Annotated in this window: 24 protein-coding genes, 3 tRNA genes and 1 pseudogene; 15 read left to right on the forward strand and 13 right to left on the reverse strand. The window is 68.2% G+C overall.

Annotated elements, in window-relative coordinates:
* Positions 1-443: 443 nt before the first annotated feature.
* Together E5679_RS15840 and E5679_RS15845 are read right to left on the reverse strand one after the other, a co-directional pair.
* Entirely contained in the window at positions 444-782 is a 339-nt protein-coding gene (locus E5679_RS15840; RefSeq protein WP_138417624.1) for a DUF4190 domain-containing protein, read from the reverse strand.
* Positions 783-900: 118 nt separating this feature from the next.
* Positions 901-2,346: an amino acid permease gene (locus E5679_RS15845; protein ID WP_138417626.1), complete on the reverse strand. Its 1,446-nt coding sequence runs from the start codon at positions 2,344-2,346 to the stop codon at positions 901-903.
* A 191-nt stretch (positions 2,347-2,537) separates the two neighbouring features.
* Here E5679_RS15845 and E5679_RS15850 point away from each other — a divergent pair, with 191 nt between their 5' ends.
* The 4 genes from E5679_RS15850 to E5679_RS15865 all read left to right on the forward strand — a co-directional run bounded on the left by E5679_RS15850 (position 2,538) and on the right by E5679_RS15865 (position 7,151).
* Positions 2,538-3,326 (forward strand): IclR family transcriptional regulator, encoded by a 789-nt coding sequence (locus E5679_RS15850; protein ID WP_138417628.1) that lies wholly within the window; start codon positions 2,538-2,540, stop codon positions 3,324-3,326.
* A 121-nt stretch (positions 3,327-3,447) separates the two neighbouring features.
* Positions 3,448-5,148, forward strand: a complete 1,701-nt coding sequence (gene hutU, locus E5679_RS15855) for a urocanate hydratase (protein WP_138417630.1) — start codon at positions 3,448-3,450, stop codon at positions 5,146-5,148.
* A gap of 14 nt (positions 5,149-5,162) precedes the next feature.
* Positions 5,163-6,764 (forward strand): histidine ammonia-lyase, encoded by a 1,602-nt coding sequence (hutH, locus tag E5679_RS15860; protein WP_138417631.1) that lies wholly within the window; start codon positions 5,163-5,165, stop codon positions 6,762-6,764.
* 150 nt (positions 6,765-6,914) lie between these two features.
* Positions 6,915-7,151 carry a hypothetical protein gene (locus E5679_RS15865; RefSeq protein ID WP_138417633.1) on the forward strand — a complete coding sequence of 79 codons (237 nt, stop codon included), beginning with the start codon at positions 6,915-6,917 and terminating at the stop codon, positions 7,149-7,151.
* Positions 7,152-7,260: 109 nt separating this feature from the next.
* Here the strand turns inward: E5679_RS15865 and hutG are convergent, their stop codons facing one another.
* Positions 7,261-8,316, reverse strand: coding sequence for a formimidoylglutamase (gene hutG, locus E5679_RS15870; RefSeq protein WP_138417635.1), 1,056 nt, complete (start codon positions 8,314-8,316; stop codon positions 7,261-7,263).
* A gap of 314 nt (positions 8,317-8,630) precedes the next feature.
* Here hutG and E5679_RS15875 point away from each other — a divergent pair, with 314 nt between their 5' ends.
* The 4 genes and pseudogenes from E5679_RS15875 (at position 8,631) to E5679_RS15890 (ending at position 11,233) form a co-directional block, all read left to right on the forward strand.
* Entirely contained in the window at positions 8,631-9,926 is a 1,296-nt protein-coding gene (locus E5679_RS15875; RefSeq protein ID WP_138417637.1) for an HNH endonuclease signature motif containing protein, read from the forward strand.
* Positions 9,877-10,104, forward strand: coding sequence for an FCD domain-containing protein (locus tag E5679_RS21615; protein WP_171042414.1), 228 nt, complete (start codon positions 9,877-9,879; stop codon positions 10,102-10,104). Before E5679_RS15875 ends, E5679_RS21615 begins: the two co-directional genes overlap by 50 nt.
* Before the next feature lie 143 nt (positions 10,105-10,247).
* Positions 10,248-10,439 (forward strand): annotated as a pseudogene (locus E5679_RS21620) (PadR family transcriptional regulator); the annotation flags it as partial.
* Positions 10,388-11,233 (forward strand): permease prefix domain 1-containing protein, encoded by an 846-nt coding sequence (locus tag E5679_RS15890; protein WP_138417639.1) that lies wholly within the window; start codon positions 10,388-10,390, stop codon positions 11,231-11,233. The pseudogene E5679_RS21620 and the gene E5679_RS15890, both read left to right, overlap by 52 nt.
* Here the strand turns inward: E5679_RS15890 and E5679_RS15895 are convergent.
* Positions 11,187-12,680, reverse strand: coding sequence for an NCS2 family permease (locus tag E5679_RS15895; protein ID WP_138417641.1), 1,494 nt, complete (start codon positions 12,678-12,680; stop codon positions 11,187-11,189). The genes E5679_RS15890 and E5679_RS15895 overlap by 47 nt on opposite strands.
* 44 nt (positions 12,681-12,724) lie before the next feature.
* Here E5679_RS15895 and E5679_RS20920 point away from each other — a divergent pair, with 44 nt between their 5' ends.
* Positions 12,725-12,943, forward strand: a complete 219-nt coding sequence (locus tag E5679_RS20920) for a hypothetical protein (protein WP_171042415.1) — start codon at positions 12,725-12,727, stop codon at positions 12,941-12,943.
* 8 nt (positions 12,944-12,951) lie between these two features.
* Here the strand turns inward: E5679_RS20920 and E5679_RS15900 are convergent, their stop codons facing one another.
* Positions 12,952-13,539, reverse strand: a complete 588-nt coding sequence (locus E5679_RS15900) for an FAD-binding oxidoreductase/lyase (RefSeq protein ID WP_138417643.1) — start codon at positions 13,537-13,539, stop codon at positions 12,952-12,954.
* A gap of 210 nt (positions 13,540-13,749) precedes the next feature.
* On the opposite strand from E5679_RS15900, the gene E5679_RS15905 reads away from it, so the two are divergent.
* Positions 13,750-14,769 (forward strand): universal stress protein, encoded by a 1,020-nt coding sequence (locus E5679_RS15905; protein WP_138417645.1) that lies wholly within the window; start codon positions 13,750-13,752, stop codon positions 14,767-14,769.
* Here the strand turns inward: E5679_RS15905 and E5679_RS15910 are convergent.
* Positions 14,766-16,250, reverse strand: coding sequence for a C40 family peptidase (locus E5679_RS15910; RefSeq protein ID WP_138417647.1), 1,485 nt, complete (start codon positions 16,248-16,250; stop codon positions 14,766-14,768). The genes E5679_RS15905 and E5679_RS15910 overlap by 4 nt on opposite strands.
* A 146-nt stretch (positions 16,251-16,396) precedes the next feature.
* The gene (locus E5679_RS15915) at positions 16,397-16,768 is read right to left on the reverse strand and encodes a metallopeptidase family protein (protein WP_249336175.1); all 372 of its coding nucleotides are present in this window, start codon (positions 16,766-16,768) and stop codon (positions 16,397-16,399) included.
* A 109-nt stretch (positions 16,769-16,877) separates the two neighbouring features.
* On the opposite strand from E5679_RS15915, the gene E5679_RS15920 reads away from it, so the two are divergent.
* The 3 genes from E5679_RS15920 to E5679_RS15930 all read left to right on the forward strand — a co-directional run bounded on the left by E5679_RS15920 (position 16,878) and on the right by E5679_RS15930 (position 17,227).
* Positions 16,878-16,950 (forward strand) — tRNA-Glu (locus E5679_RS15920).
* Positions 16,951-17,030: 80 nt separating this feature from the next.
* Positions 17,031-17,104: transfer RNA gene (locus E5679_RS15925), tRNA-Asp, on the forward strand.
* Positions 17,105-17,154: 50 nt separating this feature from the next.
* Positions 17,155-17,227, forward strand: a tRNA-Phe gene (locus E5679_RS15930).
* Between the two features lie 96 nt (positions 17,228-17,323).
* Here the strand turns inward: E5679_RS15930 and E5679_RS15935 are convergent.
* The 6 genes from E5679_RS15935 to E5679_RS15960 all read right to left on the reverse strand — a co-directional run bounded on the left by E5679_RS15935 (position 17,324) and on the right by E5679_RS15960 (position 24,237).
* Positions 17,324-18,664, reverse strand: a complete 1,341-nt coding sequence (locus tag E5679_RS15935; RefSeq protein WP_138417650.1) for a NosD domain-containing protein — start codon at positions 18,662-18,664, stop codon at positions 17,324-17,326.
* 28 nt (positions 18,665-18,692) lie between these two features.
* A complete protein-coding gene (locus tag E5679_RS15940) occupies positions 18,693-20,036 on the reverse strand; it encodes a glycoside hydrolase family 32 protein (RefSeq protein ID WP_138417652.1) in 1,344 nt (447 codons plus the stop codon).
* 40 nt (positions 20,037-20,076) lie between these two features.
* A complete protein-coding gene (locus E5679_RS15945) occupies positions 20,077-21,120 on the reverse strand; it encodes a LacI family DNA-binding transcriptional regulator (protein ID WP_420821081.1) in 1,044 nt (347 codons plus the stop codon).
* Between the two features lie 53 nt (positions 21,121-21,173).
* On the reverse strand, positions 21,174-22,013 hold the full coding sequence (locus E5679_RS15950) for a carbohydrate ABC transporter permease (protein WP_138417656.1): 840 nt from the start codon (positions 22,011-22,013) through the stop codon (positions 21,174-21,176).
* Positions 22,010-22,867, reverse strand: coding sequence for a carbohydrate ABC transporter permease (locus E5679_RS15955; RefSeq protein WP_138417659.1), 858 nt, complete (start codon positions 22,865-22,867; stop codon positions 22,010-22,012). The genes E5679_RS15950 and E5679_RS15955 overlap by 4 nt, the downstream gene beginning before the upstream one ends.
* 98 nt (positions 22,868-22,965) lie before the next feature.
* Entirely contained in the window at positions 22,966-24,237 is a 1,272-nt protein-coding gene (locus tag E5679_RS15960; RefSeq protein WP_138417661.1) for an ABC transporter substrate-binding protein, read from the reverse strand.
* Between the two features lie 297 nt (positions 24,238-24,534).
* Here E5679_RS15960 and E5679_RS15965 point away from each other — a divergent pair, with 297 nt between their 5' ends.
* Together E5679_RS15965 and E5679_RS15970 are read left to right on the forward strand one after the other, a co-directional pair.
* A complete protein-coding gene (locus E5679_RS15965; RefSeq protein WP_138417663.1) occupies positions 24,535-24,723 on the forward strand; it encodes a hypothetical protein in 189 nt (62 codons plus the stop codon).
* A 28-nt stretch (positions 24,724-24,751) separates the two neighbouring features.
* Positions 24,752-24,970, forward strand: coding sequence for a hypothetical protein (locus tag E5679_RS15970; RefSeq protein WP_249336176.1), 219 nt, complete (start codon positions 24,752-24,754; stop codon positions 24,968-24,970).
* The last annotated feature ends 18 nt before the right edge of the window (positions 24,971-24,988 follow it).

Consider the following 24,988-nt stretch of genomic DNA (forward strand, 5'->3'; position numbering starts at 1 on the left):
AGAGATGCGGAAATAAAAATGCCAGCTGCCCAGACGAAGCCAAATGCGGCAAGCGCGCAAAAGGCGACGACGAGAGGAAGTTCCCGGTTCTTCATTCCGAGCTCTTTCATCAGATTCGCTAACTTTGTGCCGTCACGCTACTACCTTCACCACTGAGATGTCATCGGTCATGAGCACTGAATTACCTGCTCCCACCACAAATTTTTTGGGCAATTCGAGCTGAAAATTCCCTCAATACGGAGAAGGGGCCCTGGCGATGAACGGGCACGAGTGAGAAGGCAACCGTAGGTGTTGGATGCAGAAGCGCCGTCAGCTCGCATGGTCGGGCCATGCGAGCTGACGGCGCAAAAGGAAAAGCGTAGCTTTCCCGCACTTCCGCGCCGGGTCCGGCGCGGAAGTGCGGCTAAGGGCGCCCGTAGCGGGGAAGGGCGCCGGATAGGCAGTTAGCTGCAGGTGATCGTCACGCCGCCCTGCTGGTGGACGCCGGGGCCGAGCTGCTGGCACTGCTGGGCAACGGCACCGATTCCCGCGATGATCGTGATCGTCACGATGAGCCCCACGACGACGCTGATGGCACCGAGCACAATCCCGACCACGGCGGGCGTGTTCTTCACGCCGGCCTTCTTGGACTGGACCTTCGCGACGATGCCGAGGATGAGGCCAATCAGGCCGAAGCCGACGAACGGCAGGATGACGGAGACGATTCCCAGGGTCTTGCCAGGAACTGCCCGCTGTGCTGGGTAGGCGGGTGGGGCGGTCGGAATGTTGGAAGCGTGCGACATGAGAGCCTCTCTGGAGCATCAAGGGGTGGAACGGCTGCCCACGGATGCAGGCAGAGTGGTGCTCTCAATTTGACATGTCCAACGCCAGAGCGACACGCGAGTGTGACGCCCCGCGATTTCAGCCCAGCTGCGCCTTCTGACGGCCGGATTCTGCCTCGGCAACCACAGGGATCGGCGCGGTTTCGTCGCGGAGGGCGGGCCGCCGTCGTCCGTCGCCACGGACCCAGAGCGCGTAGGCGGCGGCCAGCAGCCCCAGCCAGATGGCTCCCACCACGAGCGCAACCCGAGTCTCCTCGAACCAGCCGAGCACGCCGATGACGAGCGTCATGAAGGCAATCGCCGCGATCGATGCGGCGGGCCAGAGCGGCGACGGGAACTCGGACGGGGCCAGCGCGTACTTCCGGATCTCGCGCTTCATGGCCACGTGGCTTGCGAGGATCATGACCCATACCCAGACGGTCGCGAACGTGGCAATCGAGGCGATGACGAGGAACACATCCTCGGGAATCACCGCATTGAGCACCACGCCCACCAGCAGCACGCCCGTCATCACGACGACGGTCAGCCACGGCACCCCACGCTTCGACACCTTGCCGAACGACCGCGGCGCGTGCCCCTGCTGCGCGAGCCCGAAGAGGACCCGGCCGGCGCCGAAGATGTCGGAGTTGATCGCGGAGAGGGCTGCGGTGATGACCACGGCGTTGAGCACGTGCGCTGCGCCGGGCACCCCGAGCCCGTCGAAGATCTGGACAAACGGGCTGCCTTGAGTGCCAACCTCGTTCCACGGGAACAGGCTCATGAGCACGGTCAGGGTGAGCACGTAGAAGAGGAGGACGCGCACCGGCACGGTGTTGACGGCCTGGGGAATGGCGCGCTTGGGGTCGGCTGCCTCGCCGGCGGTCACGCCGATCGTCTCGACACCGCCGAACGCGAACACCACTACGGAGAATGCGGCGAGCATCCCGCCGAAGCCGTTCGGCATGAAGCCGCCGTGGTCCACGAGCTGCCCGAAGCTTGGCTGGTGGCCCCCGAGCTGGATGCCGAAGACGATGAGCGCTGCGCCGCCGAGGATCATCGCGCCGATCGCGAGGACCTTCACGAGCGAGAACCAGAACTCGAGCTCGCCGAAGACCCGGACGCTCAGGAGATTGATGCCGGTGAGGAAGAAGATGACGGCCAAGATCCAGATCCACCGCGGGGTCTCGGGGAACCAGAAGCCCATGTAGATGGAGAAGGCCGTGACGTCGGCGATGGCCACGATCGCCATTTCGAAGACGTAGGTCCAGCCGGTCACGAAGCCCGCGAGCGGGCCGAGGTAGCGCCCCGCGTACTGGCTGAACGAACCGGCGACGGGGTGGCGCACGGCCATCTCGCCGAGGGAGCGCATGACCATGAAGACGGCGGCGCCCGCGATCATGTAGGCGATGAGGACGGCGGGGCCAGCGGCTTGGATCGCTGAGGCCGAGCCGTAGAACAGCCCAGTCCCGATGGCCGAGCCCAAGGCCATGAACCGGATGTGGCGGACGTTGAGGCCGCGGCTGAGCGCGGCAGGTGAATGCTGCATGGGGGATTCCTCGCGTCGCTGGGAAGATCCCTTCCACTCTCCCGGGCCGGAAGGGCCTGTGAGTGGCATCACGAGCGCCCTGTGTCTGGCATCGCAGACTTGCGCCTGTCCGCAGGAGGTGCGCTCCGCCGTCGTCCGCCTGCACACTGGAGTTCGGTATTTCAGACAGTCTCCCTCCAAAGGTGCCCCGCATGTCCATCGAAGCCAGCCAGAAGTCCAAGGTCCCCGCCGCCGAGAGCACGCTGCGCATCCTGCGCCTGCTCGCGTCGCGTCGGGGGCCGCAGCCCGCCGCGAGCATCGCCTCGGCCCTCGGGCTGCCGCGGTCCACCGTCTACCACCTGCTCGCCGTCATGGAGGAGAACGGTTTCGTGATGCATCTCGCGGAGGAGCGGCGGTACGGGCTCGGGATCGGCGCGTTCGAGCTCTCGAGCGCCTACTCCCGCCAGGAGCCCCTCTCGCGGCTGGGCCGGCCCATGCTGGCCTCGCTCGTCGACACGCTCGGGGAGAGCGCCCACCTCGCGGTCCTGCACGGCCGCGATGTGCTGTACATCGTCGAGGAGCGGGCCAAGAACCGGCCCTCGCTCGTGACCGACGTCGGCGTCCGGCTTCCCAGCCATCTCACCGCGAGCGGGCGGGCCATCCTCGCGGCCCTGCCGAAGTCGCAGGTCCGCGCGCTGTACCCCAACGCTGCGGCGTTCAGCGAGCGGACCGAGGAGGGCGAGCACATCCGCAGCTACGCGGCGCTCCAGTCCGCGCTCGATCAGGTCCGCCAGCGCGGCTACGCGACGGAGGACGGCGAGGTGACCTCCGGGTTCGCCTCCGTCGCCGCTGCCGTCAAGGATCACGCGGGATGGCCGACGGCGGCCGTCGCCGTGACCTTCCTGGCTGAGAAGGTGCCGGGAGACGAGCGCGAGGAGCTCGCGCGGCAGGTTGCGCGGGTGGCAGCCGAGTTGTCCCACCGAATTTACGGTCGAGGCTGAGGCCGCTGGCTCCGGGGACACGTCTGTAATCCCGGACAGGACCCCTCGAAAGCCTCTGTTTCCGGGCCTCCCAGCGAGGTGTCATGGATGAAGACAATCCATCACCGACGCAGGAGTCACGATGACCACCAACAAGCCCCACAAGGCGGACTTCACCACCGGCGCCCGCCCGGTCCGCGCCCCTCGAGGCACCGAGCTCACCGCCAAGTCGTGGCAGACCGAGGCGCCGATGCGCATGCTCATGAACAACCTCGACCCCGAGGTGGCTGAGCGCCCCGACGAGCTCGTCGTCTACGGCGGCACGGGCCGCGCGGCCCGCTCGTGGAAGGCCTTCGACGCGATCATCGACACGCTCAAAGACATGGACGACGACGAGACCCTCCTTGTGCAGTCCGGCAAGCCTGTGGGCGTCTTCCGCACCAACAAGTGGGCGCCGCGTGTGCTGATCGCCAACTCGAACCTGGTGGGCGACTGGGCCAACTGGCCGGAGTTCCGCCGCCTTGAGGCCGAGGGCCTCACGATGTACGGCCAGATGACGGCCGGCTCGTGGATCTACATCGGCACCCAGGGCATTCTGCAGGGCACGTACGAGACGTTCGCCGCAGTGGCTCAGAAGCGGTTTGGGGGCTCCTTGAAGGGCACGCTCACCCTCACTGGCGGCTGCGGCGGCATGGGCGGCGCTCAGCCGCTGGCCGTCACGCTCAACGGGGGCGCGGTGCTGATCGTGGACGTCGACGAGACCCGCCTGCGCCGCCGGGCCGGCAAGCGCTACCTCGACGAGGTCGAGACGGATCTGGACATTGCTCTGGCGAAGGTCGTCGCCGCGAAGGCCGAGGGCCGGGCGCTGTCGGTCGGGTACGTGGGCAACGCCGCCGACGTGTTCCCGGAGATCCTGCGCCGTCACCGCGCCGGCGAGCTCACCGTCGACATTGTGACCGACCAGACCTCGGCCCATGACCCGCTGAGCTACCTCCCCAGCGAGTACACCGTGGAGCAGTGGCACCACGAGGCCGAGGCCGACCCGGAGGGCTTCACCAAGAAGGCCCAGAACGCGATGGCCCGCCACGTGCAGGCGATGGTCGAGTTCCAGGACGAGGGCGCCGAGGTCTTCGACTACGGCAACTCGATCCGCGACGAGGCCCGCAAGGGCGGCTACGAGCGCGCGTTCGAGTTCCCCGGCTTCGTCCCGGCCTACATCCGCCCGCTGTTCTGCGAGGGCCTCGGCCCGTTCCGCTGGGTCGCCCTCTCGGGCGATCCCGAGGACATCAAGGTCACCGATCAGGCCATCAAGGAGCTCTTCCCGGAGAACGAGCACCTGCACCGCTGGATCGACGCAGCCGAGGAGTTCGTCGAGTTCGAGGGCCTCCCCGCGCGGATCTGCTGGCTCGGCTACGGCGAGCGTCACAAGGCAGGCCTCCTGTTCAACCAGCTTGTCGCCGAGGGCAAGGTCAAGGCCCCAATTGTGATCGGCCGCGATCACCTCGACTCCGGCTCCGTCGCCTCCCCCTACCGCGAGACCGAGGCGATGAAGGACGGCTCCGATGCGATCGCCGACTGGCCCCTCCTGAACGCCCTGACCGCCGCTTCCTCCGGAGCCACGTGGGTCTCGATCCACCACGGCGGGGGCGTCGGCATCGGCCGCTCGATCCACGCTGGCCAGGTCTCCGTCGCCGACGGCTCCGAACTCGCGGCCGCGAAGCTCACCGCCCTGCTCACCAACGACCCCGGCATGGGAGTGATCCGCCACGTCGACGCGGGCTACGAGCGCGCCGTCGACGTCGCCGCCGAGCGCGGCGTCAAGATCCCCATGGCCGGACGCTGACAAAGGAACCTGACATGACCCTCACCGCATCCGAAACCGGCCTTCCCACCGAAGTGACCCTCGCCCCCGGAGGGCTGACGGCAGCCGATGTCGTCGCCGTCGCCCGCTACGACGCGAAGGTGGCCGTCGCGCCCGAGGCCCTCGAGGAGGTGGCGCGAGTCCGAGCCCATGTCGAGGAACTCGCCGCGAGCGAGACCCCTGCCTACGGCATCTCCACGGGCTTCGGCGCCCTCGCGAACCGCCACATTCCGCAGGAGCTGCGCACGCAGCTCCAGAAGTCACTCATCCGCAGCCACGCCGCGGGGATGGGACCGGCCGTGGAGCGCGAGGTGGTCCGCGCGCTCATGCTCCTGCGCGCCAAGACTTTGGCGTCGGGCCGCACGGGCGTTCGGCCTGTGGTCCTCGAGACGTTCGTCAAGCTCCTCAACGCTGGGATCACCCCGGTGATCCGCGAGTTCGGCTCGCTCGGCTGCTCGGGCGATCTCGCGCCGCTCAGCCACGTCGCCCTGGTGCTCATGGGCGAGGGCGAGGCGGTGGGCCCGGACGGCGAGGCGTTCGGCGGCCGCGGCCAGCGGACGACGGCGGAGCTCCTCGCCGAGCACGGCATCGAGCCGGTCACCTTGGCGGAGAAGGAGGGCCTCGCGCTGGTCAACGGCACGGAGGGCATGCTCGGCATGCTCCTCATGGCCCTCCACGACCTCGACGCCCTCGTCAAAACCGCCGACATCACGGCTGCGCTCTCCGTCGACGGGCTCATGGGCACGGACCAAGTGTTCCTGCCCGAGCTGCACGCGCCGCTTCGGCCGCACCCCGGGCAGGCGGCGTCGGCGGCGAACATCCTCGCCGTCCTGCGGGGATCCAAGATCGTCGAGTCCCACAAGACCGGGGATAACCGCGTTCAGGATGCCTACTCGCTCCGCTGCGCTCCGCAGGTGGCCGGCGCCGTCCGCGACACGATCGCGCATGCGCGCGCGGTCGCCGAGCGCGAGCTTGAGGCCGCGATCGACAACCCCGTGGTGCTGCCCGATGGGCGTGTGAGCTCGAACGGCAACTTCCACGGTGCCCCCGTCGCGTACGTGCTCGACTTCCTGGCGATTGCCGCCGCGGACCTCGCGTCGATGGCCGAGCGCCGCACGGACCGCATGCTCGACCCCGCCCGCTCGCACGGCCTTCCGGCGTTCCTCGCGGACGATCCCGGCGTGGACTCCGGTCTCATGATCGCGCAGTACACGCAGGCCGGCCTCGTCTCGGATCTCAAGCGTCTTGCCGTCCCTGCCTCCGTGGACTCGATCCCGAGCTCGGCCATGCAGGAGGACCACGTCTCGATGGGCTGGCACGCTGCCCGAAAGCTCCGCAAGGCAGTGGAGAACGTGCGCCGGGTGCTCGCCATCGAGCTCGTGACCGCGGCCCGCGCGATCGACCTCCGCACGGCCATGTCCGACGGCGCACTCACCCCGGGTCCCGGCGGTCAGGCCGCGCTGGAGGTGCTTCGGCGGACGGTGCCGGGGCCCGGCCTCGACCGCTTCATGTCCCCCGAGCTCGAGGAGGCCGACGCCCTCCTCGCGCGGGGCGAGGTGCTCGCGGCGGTGGATTCCGCCGTCGGGGGTCTGGTCTGACCACACCGCTGGAGGAGTGCACAACGGTTCCTGAGGATCGTCGTATGGGGTTACATGGCGACGCGCCTCAGGAACCGATAGAAACGATGTATCCGCAATGACGCGGGTCACAATGGGCACCAGAGACCGATACCGGAGGGGTTTAGGAACATGAAGGCACGCGAGGCAGTACTGACCAGGCGAGAGGCACATCAGGCGCCGCTCACCAACTGGGGCGAGCTTCGGGCCGATGAGCAGGTCGAGGTGGTCAAGCACGCACAGGTCGTGGCCGCGGGGCGGGTCGAGGAAGTCTCGCTGAGCGGAAATGTGCTCTGGCTGAGCGCGGAGGGCGCCGAGCCGCGCCGACTGTTCCTCAAGTCTGACGGCGTGCTCGTGCGCCGCGCCTGAGTTCCCTCGCTCGCAACGGGGAACGCTGCAAGCCGAGAGGGCCCGCACCGACGACGGTGCGGGCCCTCTTGGCTGTTCCCCAGTGGCTCGGCCTCGGGCTGCGCGTCGGCTAGCCGAGGATCGTGTCCACCAATCGCGCGGCCACGCGGGCGGTGCGGCTGTCGACGTCGTACGAGGGGTTGAGCTCGGCGAGGTCCGCGTGGACCAGCTTGCCGCTGGCCACCACACGACGCACGACGGCGACGATTAAGTCGAGCGGCACCCCGAGCCCGGCGGGGGCGGAGACCCCGGGGGCGACGGCGGCCGGCAGGACGTCGAGGTCGATGGTCAAGTAGACGGCGTCGAGGCCGGAGAGGAAGTCCTCGACGAATGATTCCGCGGTTTCCCGTGTGGCGTACTCGTCGAGGAGATACCGCACGCCGAGCTCGTCCGCACGCCGGAACAGCGCGAGCGTGTTGTTCGGCCGCGAGATGCCGACGACGGCGTACTCGAGCGTGCGGCCTGCGGCCGCTTCCGCCCGGGCCATCTGGAGGAACGGTGTGCCGGAGCTCGCCCGATCTTCCGCGCGAAGGTCGAAGTGGGCGTCGAGGTTGAGCACGCCGACCCGGGCGCCCGCGACGCGTTCCGAGTCCACGACCCCGAGGTAGCTCGCGTACGCCGTCTCGTGCCCACCGCCGAGCGTGACTGTCAGGGCTCCGGCGTCGAGCATCGACGTGATCACCTCGCCGCAGCGCTCCTGTCCGCCCTCGAGGTCGCCCGGGGCACCCTCCTCGCCCAGCTTCACGGTGACGTCGCCGGCGTCGAACACGTCCCGGCCCAAGTGAAAGGCGAGCGGGCCGAGGGCGGCGCGGATCGCGTTCGGTGCGGCAGCGGCACCCACTCGGCCCTTGTTGCGGCGCACGCCCTCGTCGCTGGCGAAGCCGAGGAGCACGGCCGGCCTCCTGCCGCCTTGGGCTTCTGCGGCGGCAACGGCTTCAGTGAGGCCCTCGCGCGTGCAGGGCTGCACCGCTTGCCACCAGCGGCGGTGTTCGGGCGAATCGCCGTCGTGCCGTCCTGTCCAGGGCGCGGGGGAGACGTCGGGCGCAGGGAAGGTATCGCGCGCAGGGAAGACATCAGGCGCAGGGAAGACATCATCGGACAGGGCAGGAGAGGTGGCTTCGCTCATCCCACCAGCACAGCGCACATTGAAGGGGGCGCGCCAGAGTCTGGAGGGAGAGATGTCCGGGGGGCCGTACGGATGGCGCTTTTCGTATCTTTCTGCGAATTGAATCCATCGTCGTGGTAGTATAGGAACATATTTTCTATCTGATGTTGGGGGCATCGATGGCGGGGCTTGCGTTTTCGGAGGGGCCTGAGGGCTCAGGTGCCGTGCTGCTCGAGCCGGCCCCGGGGTCCCTGCTGGAGGGGGCGCTGTGGCACCCGGACCCGTCCACGCTGACCGGGTAGCAGGCCCGGCAGGTGCTGGCGGATGTGGTGGCGATGCGTTCGTTCCTGGCCGCGGTGGAAGCCCTCGCCGTCGAACGGGTGAGGCAGGCCTGCGAGGAAGAAGCCCGCAGGGTTGAAGACGGCCGCCGCGCGGCTTGTGCGGGACCCGAGCGTTTCAGCGGGGACATGGGCCGGGCGCTCGCCGTCTCCGAGGTCGCCGTCGCGGAGGGAATCGGCGAGTTCGCCGCGGCCAGGCTTCTGGCTGCGGCCGAGTCGCTGTGCGGGGTGCAGCTGGCGGTGCTGGACCGGCTCGAGGCCGGGATGCTCACCGAGGCGCACGCATGCGTGATCACCGACGAGACCGCGACTCTGCCCGAGGCCGCAGCGGGGGAGTTCGGCATCGAATGCCTGCGGCGGCTTGAGACGAGGACAGGTCGACGCCGGACCCCGGCAGAGTTCCGCAGGGCGGTGCGAGCGCTGCGGGAGCGACTGCACCCCGAGTCCATCCGTGCACGGCGCGTCAAGGCCGAGAAGGATAGGGGCGTGTGGGTGAAGCCCGAGCCGGACGGGATGTGCACGCTGACGGCCTTCCTTCCGGCGCAGGTCGGGCTCGCGGTGCACCCCCGGGTTGATGCCCTGGCCCGGGCTCGCCGGGATGCGGATCCCCAAGAGGCCAGGACTCTTCCGCAGCTGCGAGCCGACGCCCTCGCCGCGGCCGTGCTGGCCCAGGCCGAGGACGGGGACGTTCCGGTGCCGGCGGCCGAGATCGTGGTGCACATCCCCGTCGGGACGCTGCTGGGCGTCGGGGAGGAGCCGGGGGAGCTGGAGGGCTACGGGCCGATCGACGCCGCCACGGCCCGGGAGCTGGCGGTCGCGGCCCCGACGTGGCAGCGGCTGCTGGACTCGGCCGAGGGAGTGCCACTGTCCCTCGGCCGGGCAGCGTACCGGCCGCCGAAGGGGCTTCGTCGCTACATCGAGTACCGCGACGGGATGTGCCAGTTTCCCTCCTGCACCTGCCCAGGCAGGCGGGGCGAGACCGACCACGTCGTGGAGTGGCAGCACGGCGGGGCCACTGACGCGGCGAACCTTCAGATCCTGTGCCGCAAGCACCACGCGCTCAAGAGCCTGGGCCTCTGGCGGGCCGAGCGCCTCCAGCCCAACCCCGACGGCAGCGCCGGGGACCTCCACTGGACCTCGCCCCTGGGCGGGACCGCCCTCGCTGGCCCTGTCGACCGCGAACTCGGCCCACTCAGGGAGCCGCGCCCAACGCGGGACGACCCCGACCCACCTGCGGATCTGGGTGGATCGGGGGCTGAGGGACCAGGAGCACGCAGCGGTTGCCGCGCGTGAGCACGAGGAGGTCTTCGAGGCGCTCGAGGCCCACGACCCCGACCGCGTGCGGCGCGTCATGGGCCACCACATGGGGTCCGCGAGCGCGCGCCTCCTCTCCGAGTTCGATCAGGGCTCGTCAGAGCCAAGCCGAAAGAGGGCTCGCCGAGCTCTTGCGATCACGCGACCCCATACCTAGATTGTCTAGGCATGGGACGAAGTGCGGTGAACGGACAACTCGACCTCCTGCTCCTGGCCTCCCTCGGGGCGGGCGAGGCGCACGGCTACGCGCTCATCGCGCGTATCCACGAGCGCAGCGGCTCGCGCTAGGAGCTTCAGGAGGGGTCGGTCTACCCGGCGCTCCACAAGCTGGAGGCTTCCGGGAGCGTCGCGAGCCGGTGGGCGGACGACGACGGCGCACGCCGCCGCGTCTACTCCCTCACCGAGGCTGGTCAGGCCGAGCTCGCCCGCAAGGCGGAGGAATGGCAGGGCTTCGCGACGGCGGTGCGGGGCGTCCTCGGAGCGGCGTCATGATCCCGGACGGCCCCATTGAGGCCTATCTGGACGAACTGCTTGCGAGCGCAGGCGACGTCGAGCCGAGGGCCGTGCGCCGCCTGCTGGCCGAGACGGAGGCCCACCTCCGCGAATCGGCCGCCCGCCTCAGGGGTCAGGGCCTCGGCCCCGAGGACGCGGAGCGGGAGGCCGTGCATCGCTTCGGCCCGGTCGGCACCGTGACTGCTGCCCTTCGTCCGCCCCTGAGCGCCCTCGGAAGGATCCCGCTGCGCGCCTTCGTGCGTCCCGTCGTCGGCCTCGCGGCCATCGGGGCGCTGGCCGTCGGCCTCAGCGGGGTGGTGTCGGAGCTGTTCGGGCGCCTCTGGGGCGCGGGGTTCGTGTCAGGCGATCTTCCCGGCGTCGCCTATACGGCGGCGCGCTGCGCTGTGCTCCAGGCTCCGTACCCCGGACTCGACTGCTCCCAGGCCGCCGCCGAGCACCACTGGGGCGAGGTGGTCGAATACCGTGTCCTGGCCGGCGTCGTCGGCCTGCTGCTCCTGCTGGTGTGGCGGCTGCTGCCGCGCGAGGCGCCCCTGCCGGCCGGTCTGGTACCCGCACTCGCGGCCGCCGCATTCCTGCTCGGGGCGGCGGCCACGGGACTGCAGGCCGCGAACGCGGCTGTCCAAGGAGGGCAGGGGACGGGCGCCTGGCTGAGTGGCGCCGTCGTCGCCCTCCCGCTCGCGGTGGTGTTCGCCGTCGTCGCCCTCAGGGGCCTCACGGCCCACGGGCTCACACGCCCAGTGCCTGCTCGATCGGTCCGAGCGCGAAGAAGATGAGGAACGCAGCGGCGACCGCCCACATGAGCGGGTGGATCTCCCGCGCGCGACCCTGGAAAGTCCGCACGAGCACGTAGCTGATGAAGCCCGCGCCGAGGCCGTTCGCGATCGAGTACGTGAACGGCATCAGGGCGATCGTGAGGAACGCCGGGATGGAGATGCCCACGTCGGTCCAGTCGATCTTGGTGACCTGCTGGAACATGAGGAAGCCGACCACCACGAGGGCCGGTGCGACCGCCTCGAACGGGACGAGGTTGATGAGCGGCGTGAGGAACATCGCCAGCAGGAGCATGATGCCCGTGACCACCGACGCGAGCCCCGTGCGGGCGCCCTCGCCGATGCCCGCGCCGGACTCGACGAAGATCTGATTCGAGGAGATCGACGATCCGCCGCCTGCGATCGCGCCGAACGCGTCGACGAGGAGGACGCGGTCCACGTTCGGGATGTTGCCCTGGGGATCGATCGTTCCGGCCTCGCGGGCGAGGCCGACCATGGTGCCCATCGCGTCGAAGAAGATGCTGAGCAGGATCACGAACGCCATGAGGATCGCCGCGAGGGCGCCGAGATGTGCGAACGCGCCGATCGGGTTGGCCTGGCCGATGATGCTGAGGTCCACTGGACGCAGGTCTCCGAGGCCGGGCACCACGAGCGACCAGCCGCCGGGATTCGGCTTGCTGTCGGCTCCCACGCTGGGGCCGACGTGGAAGACCAGCTCGATGAGGTTCGCGAGGATGGTCGCGCCGATGATGCCGATGAGGATGGCGCCGCGGACGCGGCGGACCATGAGCGCGATGGTCAGGACGAGGCCCACCACGAACACGAGCGTCGGCCACCCGATGAGGCGCCCGTCGAAGCCGAGGCCCAGCGGCACGGTGGTGCCGGCGGCGTCCGGGATGCGGCGAACAAAGCCCGCATCGACAAGGCCGATGAGGGTGATGAAGACGCCGATGCCCACGACGATCGCCGTCTTCAAGCCCTCGGGGACGGCCTTGAACACCGCAGTCCGGAAGCCCGTCAGCACGAGCAGGAACATGACGATGCCGGCGATCATCACGAGCCCCATCATGTCCGGCCATGTGACGCCGGGGTGGGTCGCGACGGTCACCGCGACGAACGCGTTGACGCCGAGGCCGGTTGCGAGCGCGAAGGGGTGCTTGGCCCAGAGGCCCATGATGACCGTGAGAATGCCTGCCACCAGCGCTGTCGCCGCGGCGACCCGGGGGATGCCCAAGGTATTGCCTGCGGAATCCGCCCCCGAGAGGATGAGCGGGTTGAGGACCACGATGTAGCTCATGGCGAAGAACGTGGCGAGACCGCCGCGGATCTCGCGGGCTACGCTCGAGCCACGCTCGGTGATCTTGAAATAGCGGTCGACGGCGTTAGTCGACGTTGCTGTTTGTGTCGACACAGAGGTTCCCTTGGAAGTAGTTGAGGGTGTGGTGCCCATATTAGAGCGGGGGAAACGGACTCTCCCCCGGATAGCGGGTAAATGTGATCGAGTACTCTGAATTCTTCGTGAATACGTCAGGTCCCAGCAGTCCTGTCCCCACGCCCCCAGCCATGCAGAGCGCCGTCCCGGGCACCGTCGCCAGCGCGCCGCCGGCTCCCGCGGCTCCGGGCGAACCGTTCCCGTGGGCGTTCGTGGTGTTCGGCGTGCTGGGGATCGCGCTGCTCATCGCGTGGTTCCGCCTCAGCAGGCGCGAGGACTGAGCGCGCTTTCAGGCGGGCTGGTACGACGACGACACCGAGTCCGCGACAAGTCTCGCCACTGACTTCGCCTGCCAGAGGAGCTCCCTCGTCGACGGCGAGGACAGTTCCGCCACCCCGATGAGATAGAGGCCGATTCCGGCGAGCTCCTCCATGAGCTTTTCGCCGAGCGAGAACCCGAGGTCGGCGAGGAAGCGGCGGAGCTGATTGTGGGCGCACCGCGTGAGGACCACGGCGTCGGCGAAGATCACCCCGGCCTCGGTGCGAACCGCCCAGCGGAGGGGCGCCCCAGGTTTGAGCTGCTCGACGAGCGCCAGATGCTGGGCGCGGACCGTCGTGCGGACGTCGAGGGCTTGGCTTGCGACATGCGCCCTCAGATGCCGCATGACCTTCAGGTACTCGACGGACTCGTCGGACGAGAGGTCCGTGACCCGGAGCGTCGTCGTTGCGGTCGAGGGCGCCGCAGATTCGAGGCCGTCGACCGTCACTGTCGCCACCCCGTGGCGGCTGAGCTCTCCGGCTACCGCAAGCCCCGAGAGGCCTGTGCCGATGACGACGGCGCTCGTGGACTCTGAGGTGTTCGGCGGCAGCGTGGACACTTAGTCGGCTCTCCTCCGGTCGGCGGATCTTTGGGAACTGCTTGGGTCCTTCCTTCCCCCACGGCAGGCACCATCGGAACACTACCCGGATTCCCGACGCATCGGTAGGCCGTTGCCATCCGCCGTCGTGGGAGCTTGACCAAGCCAGTAAACCGACCACCATTGTCGGTAAGGGGGCCGGTTCGGCTCCCGCAGTCGAGGAGGATTGCGATGGCAGACCAGCGCGACAGCGAAACGGGCCACACCCTCGGGGGAGACGCCGAGCTGCCCACCGGGATCGTCGTCGGCGTGGACGGGTCGGAACACGGAAGGTGCGCCCTCATCTGGGCCGCACGGGAGGCGCAGCGCCGCCGTCGGCCACTCCACGTGGTCACGGCGTACAGCGTTCCCATCTTCGCCGCATCGGGGCTCGATGGCGGCTACTCCACCATTGACGACACCGTGATCCAGGAAGGGGCCGCGGCGGTCCTCAGGGAGGCCGTGGAATCGGTCGAGGGCTACGAGGACCTCGAACTGACCTCGTCCGTGGAGAGCGGCGACGCCGCCGGCGTGCTGCTGCAGTTCTCCGAGGCCGCCGAGCTGCTCGTCTTCGGCACGCGCGGCCGCGGCGGATTCGTCGGCCGCCTGCTGGGATCGGTGAGCAGCGCCCTGCCCGCGCACGCCAAGTGCCCCACCGTGACCGTGCCGCTGCGATTCGCCGAGCGCCTCGGCGAGCGGGTCGAACGTGAGCGGGCGCCCAAGGAGCCCGTCGTGGTGGAGCCGCTCGTCGCCGTCGGCGTCGACGGTTCTGAGCAGGCGCGTGTCGCGGTGCTGGTGGCCGCGGAGGAGGCCATGCTGCTCGGCGTGCCGCTCCGGGTGGTCTGCGCCGTGCCGCAGTTCAGCGGAAGCCTCGCGTGGGTCCCCGCACCGGTGGACCGCGAACAGCTGTTCCGCGACATCCAGGCGCAGCTCAAGGCGGGCACCGCGTGGCTCCAGAGCCACTTCCCTGATCTCGAGGTGCAGACGAGCCTCATCGACGGCGCCCCGGTGGACGTCCTGGTCGGCGTGAGCCGCACCGTGGACCTCCTGGTGCTCGGCACCCGCGGCCACGGCGGCTTCGCGGGGATGCTCCTAGGGTCGACGACGGACGGCGTCCTCCATCACACGAAGGGGCCCGTCATGGTCGTTCCCGACCACGAGGATCCGCGGCTGGCCGATCGGCCGGCGTTCGGCCCGATGCTCACCACCTAGGAATAGCGGGCGACGGTCGGCCAGACGTCCGACATCCACGCGAGCGGCGTCACGGTGATGCCGTCGCTCGGGTTGAGCGCGTTGACGATCTTCCCGCTGCCCAGATAGATGCCCACATGGTAGAAGTTCCCGGCGCTCCCGAACACGACGAGGTCGCCGGGGCGGGCTTGCGAGAGCGGGACGTGGACGGGCGCCGAGTTGTACTGGTCGGTCGCTGTCCTGGGGACCCAGATGCCCGCGGCGTTGAACGAGTACCAGACGAGCCCCGAGCAGTCGAAGCCGGTGGGCCCCGTGCCGCCCCAAAGGTAGTAGTTGGGCGGGCCGACCTTGGACATGGCCACGTTGATGGCTGCCTGGATCCCGGAACCCGTGGGCTGCGGGGCTGGTGCTGGAGCCGGGGCAGGCGCTGGTGGCGCGGGAGCCGGGGCTGGTGCTGGCGCGGGTGCCGGGGCTGGTGCTGGCGCCGGTGCTGGAGCAGGGGGTGGTGCCGGGGCGGGAGCCGGAGCTGGTGCCGGCGCAGCGGGCGGCTGGTCCGTCGTCGCCAGCGGGACCCCCGCACTGCCGCCGCCGGAAGCAGCGCCCTGGGCCGCCGTCGTCGTCCCTGAGGCGGACGCCGCTGTCTGGGAGCCTCCTGCAGGCGCGGCACCGGCCCGGGCGGCCTGCGCGTTCTGGGTCGAGGCCGCGTTCTGGGTGGAAGCCGCGAGCATCGCCGCGAACTGCTGCTGCTGGCGCTGCTGCTCGAGCCCGGCCACGCGCGCCTGCTCGAGTTCGACCGTGGTGTTGCGCAGGCTGGCGAGCTGGCCCACGAGAGTCGCACGCTGCGCCGTCGTCTGCGTGACCTCCTGGCGATAGGAGGCATTGGCGGCGTCGGCCGCGGCCTTGGCCTGCTCGGCGGCCCGTGCCGCCGCGTCGGCGGCGCGTGCTGCCTCATCGGCCTGCTCGTGGAGCTGCTTCGAGGCCTCCGCCGCCTGTTGGGCCGAACTGAACGCCTCGGCCCGGCGCGCGTTGATCGATTGGAGGGCGGCGGCACGGTCCAGGACGGCGCCAGCGTCGTCGGCGACGAAGGCCTGAACGCTCGGGTTCAGACCGCCGCTTCGATAGAGCTCCCCAGCGAGATTGCCGACCTGCTCACGGGCCGCGCGGTCCGCTGCAGCCGCAGCGTCGGCGGCCGCACGGGACTTCTCAGCCTCAGAGCGGCGGTTACCGAGAGTCACGAGGGCCATGCTGTACGCGTCGTTCGCGCGCATGGCGTCGACCGTGCTGCGCCCTAGAGCATCCTGAGCGCTCGAGATCAAGCCTTCAACTCGGGTGACCTCGGACGCTGTTGCGTCGGCGTTCGCCTTCGCGGCGTTGATTTCCTCAGGGGTGGGGATTCCAGAGTCGTCCGCTGTGGCGGGGGCCGCGGCCAAGCTGAGCACGAGCCCGGCTGCCGCGAACGCAGCTGCCCAACCCGTCGCGACCGACTTCACACGCTTCTCCATGCACACCTCGTAGCCTCAGCGTTTCCCCGCATGAGGCTACGGACCTAGCGTCACAATTGCAACACTAGTCACAGACGTACCTTAAACAACAGCAGTGTCATTAAGGGGGATCTTGGAAGGTATCGGCGTGTCTCACCGCCTCACTGCTAGCCCCAGCCGAGCTCGTGAAGTCTCTCGTCGCTGATCCCGAAATGGTGGGCGACCTCGTGGACCACAGTCACCAGGACCTCCTGCACCACCTCCTCCCGGCTCGAGCACATTTCGAGGATTGGCTCTCGGAAGATGGTGATCCGATCTGGGAGTGAACCGGCGTACCACTGATCCCGCTCAGTCAGGGGAATGCCCTCGTAGAGCCCGAGCAGCACGGTGCGGGGATCCTCGTGGGGGCCGGGGAGATGGCGGTCCTCGATGAAGACGACGACGTTGTCCATGTGGCGCGCCAGCCGGCGAGGGATCCGATCGAGCGCAGCGTCCACCGCTTCCTCGAACTCGTCCTCATTCATCCAGTCATGGGCCATGGCGCCACTGTAGCCACGCGATTTGTGGCCCGCCGCACGCACCCCGTATAGTTTTCTGCGTCGACTTCGACTGGGATGCTCCGCAAGGGGAGTCCCGTGAGGTTCTCAGGCCCCCATCGTCTAGCGGCCTAGGACACCGCCCTTTCACGGCGGCGGCACGGGTTCGAATCCCGTTGGGGGTACAGGATCTGGTTTTGGAGCACGACCTGCGGGTCTGCTAGGATTTAGATCTTGTGAGCGAGGGAAGCCTCGGACATTGCAAGGCCCTGTAGCGCAGTTGGTTAGCGCGCCGCCCTGTCACGGCGGAGGTCGCGGGTTCAAGTCCCGTCAGGGTCGCTTCGGCGACATGGCCCCGGTCAGGTTGCCAACGGTGATTGACTCACCGGGGCTCTGTAGCTCAGTTGGTAGAGCGTTCGACTGAAAATCGAAAGGTCACCGGATCGACGCCGGTCGGAGCCACATCGGAAATCCCGCACCACGAGGTGCGGGATTTCTTGTTTTCGCAGGTCAGGGGCCGGTTCTGCCCCGGCGTCGGGGGCCGAGGCTCCGGCACGGCTAGAAACCGATTGTCGGCGTGGCCCTCAACGCATTAGCTGTCCTATCTGCGATGACCTGCGCCTCGCTCCCGGAGTCAAGAATTGTGTTCCGAGCTGATTCGGAATCGATCATCACCGTCGTCACCGCGAGACGGTCCGCAGCCTCGGTCGTCAACAGGGCGTCCACTTGACCTGAGTAACAGGAGTCGTTCGACGTGGAGCGAACGTCCATCGCCACCACGTGGTTGTTGGAGACGAAGTTGCCGGTACCCTCGACCAGCCGGATGATGACCGGCGTGGCGCCCTGCGGCCGGATGCGTTGCGAGTCGATGATCTGGGAGAAGTGGTTGCCGACGACGGAGTTGTTGCTGCCGCTCATGCGGAGGAGGCCGTTGAGGTCGTCGAGTCCGTTGTCGACTCCGAAGAAGGGCGTCCAGGGCTCATGGTCGCGCAGGAAGTGGTTGGTGGCCACGAGGTTCTCGGAGCTGTTCGCTGCCAGGACCACCATCCCGGGGTAGAAGGAATGCAGGCGGTTATTGGTGACGCTCGAACGCGTGACGCCTTCGAGGCGGACGCTGCTCGCGCCGCGGGGGAAGACGTTGTTCGCGGTGATGAGGAGCCCGCCGTGGTTCTGGGCGTAGATCGAGTGGCCCTTGGGCCCTGCTCCGATGAGGTTGTCGGTGATCTTTGATGCCTGCCCCCACCCGCGCAGCTCGATGCAGCTTCCGCATTCGGCGATGAAGTTGTCGTGGATGGAGAGTGCGTCCGCGTTGTAGATGGTCAGGGCGTTCTCGAGGTAGACGAACCCCATGCCGGTGACGCGGAAGGAGTCGTTGGCGCTCGCGACATAGATGCCGGTCCTGCCGTTGACGTAGGTGTTCTCGGGGTGCATCCCCGTGCCGTCCGGGTCGAAGTGCAGGCCGTCGATGCAGAAGTTGGAGAACTCGACCGAGCTGATCCGGGGGCTCCCGCTCCGGTTGATGTAGAAGGCGGCTCGCTCGGATTCCTCTGCGTCTCCGTCGGGGGGAAGGTCGACGAGGATACGGCTGCCTCCGGGCCATAGCTCGTGCAGGTCGGGCCATTCGTCTTCTGGGACATTGAATCGGATGCTCGAGGACGTGAAACCGTGCCCCGAGCCTTCGATCCTGAGGAAGCTGACGTCGATGACCACCTGGGTGCGAAGGCGGTAGTCGCCGGGCGGGATGTAGATCACCGCGCCGGGCTTTCCGCCGTCGTCCGCGTCGGCGGCGGTCTGCCGGTCCTTGACGTCGGCGATGATGCTGTTGATCACCTCCCCGACGTCCTTGGCCGGGTTGCCGACGGGCCACGTCGTCACGTCGTAGTAGTTGCTGCTTGACATGGTTCTTCCCCTTGCAGTGTGACGGAGCTCAGCCGAGCGGATAGACCGTGCCATTGGCATCGCGGGACGCGAGCGTGGCGCAGCCCACCCGGGGTGCCGGGAAGGCGAGGGCGCCGAAGGAGCCAATGATTTCGACGATGGGACCGTCGACGACCACTCTCACCGGGTCGCTGCACGGAACGGACCACTGCCCGGCGTCGGAGGTCGCCGTGAGGCTGCCTCCCGCGGGCCCCTGGGTTCGCTCAAGCCGGAACACGTTCCGGATGCCCTCGTCGAGCGAGAGGCTGCCTCCATGCGACCACTCCACATCGAAGGCGGCGCCGACCGGCATTTCGCCCCCCTCGAGTGCCGCGAGCGGTCGGCCGAACCCCCGGCGTCCCTTCAGGCCCAGCGGGAGGCGGACCTCGAGGCGGTCTCCGACGAGCGCGAGCTCATGAGGCAGGCTGTGCGCGCCAGCCCAGCCCGCGTCCGCGTCGGAGACGTTGCGGAGCCAGTAGACGATCCCCGGATTGTCGGCTTTGTCGCGGTAGACCGACCCGGCGTAGTAGGAGGGGCCATAGGTGAGCCGGCGCCAGGGCGTCTCGGCGATGAAGCGTCCATCGACGATGTTCCCGAGGGCATAGGCCTCGTAGTGCGGGCGCACCGGCTCCCAGACGGAGACGAGGAGCGCCCACTTGTCCCCGACGCGAACGGCTTGGGGGCACTCCCAGACGGAGCCTGTCCAGACGCCGTCGGTCTCGCTCGTGTGGCGCGAGGCGAAGACGCCCTCGTAGCGCCAGGCGGCAAGGTCCTCCGAGGTCCAGGAGTAGGCGAGTGCGGTCCCGTCAGGGCGGCCGGAGCCGATGATCATGCGCCAGCAGGTCCCGTCGTGGAAGACCAGGGGGTCCCGAAACGCCACCGACTCCTCCCCTTCGGGCAGTTCGGCGACGACCGGGCCCTTGACCCAGTGCTCCCAGCTGACGCCACTGCCCGGAGCCGGACACGCGGTGCGGGCCCTGCCGATCTCGAAGGCGTCGTCGTCAACTGAGGTGTAGAACAGGGTGCCTGTCCCGCCCGGCCCCGTCGCGATGCTGCCGGACCAGCAGCCGCCGTCGCCCTCTCCCGGCTCGAGGGCAATCGGCCCGACTCGCCACGTCAGGAGGTCGTCGGAGGTGGCGTGCCCCCATCGGCATTGCGGGGCCCAATCGGCGGACCCGGGGATGTGCTGGTAGAAGAGGTGGTACTGGCCGCCGTGGAAGGTCAGCCCGAGAGGATCGTTGATCCATCCCGAGGGGGATGTGAAGTGGAAGGCCGGGCGCGAGAGCTTCTGTCCCGTCGCGTTGCTGGGGTCTGTGGTGACGGGACTTTCGTCGGTCGCGGAATGCTGTGGCATGAAGAGTCTCTCTGTGAATCGTTGTGTGTCGTCGGGCTTCTCAGGCCTGCCGGGGAGCGGCGACCGAGTCTCGGGGCACGAGCGGGCAGGGCAGCAGGACGGGCTCGAAGGGCCCCGCAGCGTGGTCGCTTCCCTCGGCGAGCATCTCGGCTGCGGTCTCGAGCGCCCAGGCACCCATCTCGTAGTGCGGCAGGGCGACCGTTGTCAGGGCGGGGAAGATGTTGGCCGCGATGATCTCCTGGTTGTCGAAACCGACGATGGAGATGTCTTGCGGGATCCGCAGCCCGAGTTCGCGGCAGGCGCGGTACGCGCCCATCGCCATGCGGTCGTTGTAGCAGAAGAGAGCCGTCGGGTGGGAGCGGGTCAAGATCTCCTTGGCGAGCTCGTAGCCTTCCGCGGTCTCCGATACCGTCTCGCCCACGAGGTTCTCGTCGTACGGAATGCGGTTTTCGGCGAGGACCTGCCGGTAGGCGGCCAGGCGCCCATGGGTGGCGGGGACGTCGTCGTTGTTGTTCAGGAAGGCGATCCGGCGGTGGCCGGCGTCGACAAGGTGCCGCACGGCGGCGACGCCGCCGCCGACCTCGTCGGGTACGACGGCGGGGAGCGCGCCCGCGGCGTCCGTGGCGTCGATGAGGACGGCGGGCACGGCGCCCAGGTTCGGGGGGAGGGTGATCCTGCGGTGGTACATGGTGGCGTACAGGATGGCATCGACCTGCCGGTCGAGGAGTGCCTGCACGTCCGCTTGGTGCGCTGTGACGCCGTCGCCCCTCTCGGTGCTGACGATGACCAAGGTGAGGCCGTGGGCGCGCGCGGCCTCCTGGGCTCCGAGGATGATCCTGCCCGCGTGGGGCGTGGTCGCGATCTCTTCGCTCAGGAGCCCGATCAGTCCCGATCGTCGGGTCCGCAGAGCCTGTGCGACCCGGTTTGGCCCGTAGCCCAGGGACTTCGCGGCCTCGCGGACGCGGTTCCTGGTCTCCTCGGCCACACGGGTGTGCGGCGTCTCGTTGAGCACATGCGAGACAGTCGTCACGGAGACGCCCGCAAGCTTGGCCACATCTCGGATGCCCGCGGTCTTCACACGGATCCCTTCCCCGGGTTCTCCATGGCGTGATTATTCCTTTCAACCGGCGCGGGGCGTCAGCCCTTGACCGCGCCGAGGGTGAGTCCGGCGACGATGCGCCGCTGGAGGAGGAGAGTCAGCAGGATCACCGGGACCGAATAGACGACCGCGAGTGCCGTCATCGAGCCCCAGTCCAATCCGAACTGGGTCTGGAAATTGGCGATCACCACGGGAGTCGTCTGCGCCCGCACCGCCGTCAGGAGCAGGGCGAAGAGGAACTCGTTCCACGAGGCCAGGAACGCGAAGATCGCGGTCACGGCGACACCCCCGGACGCCACCGGGATGACGACGCGCCAGAGCGCGCCGAGGCGGGAGCACCCGTCGATCTTTGCGGCCTCCTCGAGGTCTGACGGCACTGCCTCGAAGAAGCTGGACATCAGCCAAATCGAAAGCGGCAGCGAAATGGTCGTGTGGGCGATAGCGAGAGCGATCGAGGTATCGGACAGTCCCAGGTTCCGGAAGATGGAGAGCATCGGAACGCCGACCACGATCGGCGGGACCATACGGGTCACCAGGGCCGCGACGATGAAGAACCGGCCCGTCCGGGTCTTGTAGCGCACCACCGCATACGCAGCGGGCAGCCCCAGCGCGAGGGAGAACAGCGTGCTCAGTGAAGCCGTGACGACGCTGTTGACGAACGATGCCACGACGCCGCCCTTCGAGAGCGCGGCGACGTAGTTGGCCACGGTCCACTGGCTCGGGAGCACCTTCGGCGGAACCGCGATGGTCTCAAGCGGCGACTTGAACGACGTCAGCAGCATGTACAGGAAGGGGAAGCCGTACAGGAGCACGACCGCGGCGAGCAGGATCCAGAGGATCGTCTTCGAGCTGAGCTTGCGGACTTCGAGACCGTTCATGGCTTCTCCTCACTTCCAGGACGCCAGATCGAGAGGATCGCGACGAGCGCGACCGCCAGCATGACGACGAGGTATACCGTGCCCATCGCGCTTGCCAGGCCGGGGTCGCCGAAGCGGACCATGGTCCGGTAGATCAGGAGCGAGAGCGTCTCGGTGCTGGATTGGGGCCCGCCGTTGGTCTGGATGAGGATGACGTCGAAGGCCCGGGCGGCGTCGATCCCGCGCACGATGAGCGCGACGGCGATGACCGGGCGCAGGAGCGGCAGCAGGATCCGGAACAGGATCGTCGGGTATCGCGCACCGTCGATGCGGGCCGCCTCGATCACATCGCCTGGGATGTTCTGCAGGCCCGCGAACAGCACGAGCGTGATGAAGGAGGTGGTGAGCCAGATGTCCGGGATGGCAACCGAGAACAGGGCGATGTTCGGGTTGGACAGCCATTGGACGTCCGAGCTCGAGTGCATGATGCCGACTCTGGTCAGCAGTTCGTTGACGATGCCGAAATTGTCGATCAGCAGGAACCGCCACAGGAGGCCCGCCACGATCGGGGCGATCATGAGCGGGTAGAGGAACACCGTCCTGAAGACCCGGGACGCATTGCCCAGTGCCGAGAAGATGAGCGCCACGGCCAGGCCGAGGACGAACTCGAGCGTCACCACGATCACCGCGTACAGCAGCGTCCGCCACGACGCGTTGAGGAAGTCAGCGTCCTGGAAGAGCCGGACGTAGTTCCCGAAGCCGACGAACTCCCGCGAGCCCCCGGCGATTGGCGCGATCTTGTAGAATCCGTCGACGACGAACTGCACGAGCGGCCAGCCGATGAAGACGGTCAGGAATGCCCCGGCGGGCAGCATCAGCAGGGCCGCGAAGCGGCGGTCGGTCAGACGGACCCGTGTCTTTCTTGCCGGCGACCGCCGCGGGTGGCCGGTGAGGCCACCCGCGCGGTCCGCGACTACTTGACTAGCGATTGGACCTGCTCCTTCGCAGCGTTCAGCAGGGCCTGGTCATCGGCCCCTGGCTGGAGCGACTTCTGGATCATCGGCACTAGCACGGTGTCCACGATCTGCTGCCACTTCGGCGTTGCCGGACGTGGGATCGTGTTCGGGGCATTGAGCGTGTCGATCAGCGGCTTGTAGTTCTCATAGCCGGGCTGGTTCTCGTACTTCGAGAACGCCGACTTGCGGGCCACGAGGCCCAGGGAGGTCTGCGCCGCAAGCTCGTTGTGGTCGTAGGCGAACTTCACGAAGTCCGACGCGGCCTGCTGCTGCCCTCTGGCCTTGGGCACCGAGAGGTACCACGCGCCCGGGACACCGGCGACGCCGCCTGGGCCGGCGATCATCTCGGCGACTCCGACCTTGCCGTTGACCGCGGCGTCCTTGGGGATCGAGCGGTACTCGTGGCCCCAGAACAGCGACATTGCGGTCTTGCCTTGGTTGAAGAGGTTCTGGGCGGCAGCCCAGTCGACCTGAGCGGCACCCGGAGGGGCGTACTTGGCCAGGCTGTCGTCGAACTGGAGGGCCTTGAGGCTGTTCGCATCGCCAAGGGTGACCTTCGAGCCGTCGTTGCTCACGACCATCGGCTGCTCGCCCGTCTGCGACAGCATCGCGAGGTACTCGGTCTCTACGGCACCCTTCATGTCGGTGCCGTACATCCCGTCCTTGGTGAAGAACTGCGCCGCATCGAGGTACTGCTGCCACGTCGTCGGCGGCTTGAGGTCATAGCCGTACTTGGCCTTGAAGGCGGCCTGGTTGGCGGAGTCGTTGAAGAGGTCCTTGCGGTAGTAGAGGATCTCCGAGTTGGTCCACACCGGCATTCCGATGTACTTCCCGCCGACGTTCGCCTCCTTGACCAGCGACGGGAACAGGTCGTTCTTCACATCATCGGTGAAGAGGCTGTCCAGCGGCGCGACCCCGTCCTTGAAGGCGGACAGCCACACCGCGTCCAGCGCGGCGACGTCGAACGAGACGCTGCCGGAGGTGAACTCGCTGTTGAGCCTGTTGTACAGGCCGTCGTAGGGCAGCTCGACGAAGGAGACTTTCGTGCCCGTTTCCTTGGTGAACTCGTCTGCGATCGGCTGGAGCTCGGCGTGGCCGCCGGCCTCCACGAGGACCGTGATGGACTTCCCCGACGCCGACGACGTGCTGCCGCCGACGCCGCAGCCGCTCATCGCGATGGCGGCGGTCGTGGCGAGCGCTGCCGCCACGGCGAGTTTCTTGCGAAGCATCCTTACTCCGAATCTTCCTCTGCAGTGGGGGGTCACTGCTGTCTGTGCGAACTTCAGGGGGATCAGACGCTTTGAGAAAACGTATTGGCAAAACGTCTTGGCATGACGCTAGAGCTGCCGGAAGCGCACCGTCAAGTGCCAAAACCAGCCAAAATCTCCGCTCGCTCGGCCAAACTTTTTTGGCTTCCCGAGCCGTCTCGGGGGCGGTTGACGGCCCTCCTTCCCATCCCAAAAGTGACGCATGCCGCAGACAAATCGTTTTGGCATTTTGGCAGTCGAAAGGATGTCGTGCCATTTATGACCGCACCATCAGCGCCACGGGCTTGGGCCAGACGGGAAGTGCTGCAAGCGGCCGTGCTGTCCCTCGCTGCCGTTCCGCTCGCTGCGACGGCGACTGTGCCAGCGGCCGCGGGTGTTCCCGCCACCCCCGCGACGGAGCCGGCAGCTCTCGCTGCTGACTACCGCAGCATCATCGGCGTCCTCTGACCCATCGAGAGATAGGAACATCGACACAGTGACCACCGTCTACGACGTCACGACCTGGAGCGTCCCGGGAAACCCCTCCGCCTCTCCCTACAACGACATCGGCCTCGTGATCAACAGCATCATCGCCGACATCAAATCCCAGCAGACGAGCCAAGCGTCCAAGCCCGGCGGCGTCATCTACATCCCGCCGCGCGAGCAGATGGGTCCTGGTGCGCCGCCATCGCCCGGAGTGCGCCAGGGCTGTTGAGAGTAGGGTGACTTCGAA

It is taken from the genome of Sinomonas gamaensis (assembly GCF_005876955.1).
Taxonomy (GTDB): Bacteria; Actinomycetota; Actinomycetes; order Actinomycetales; family Micrococcaceae; genus Sinomonas; species Sinomonas gamaensis.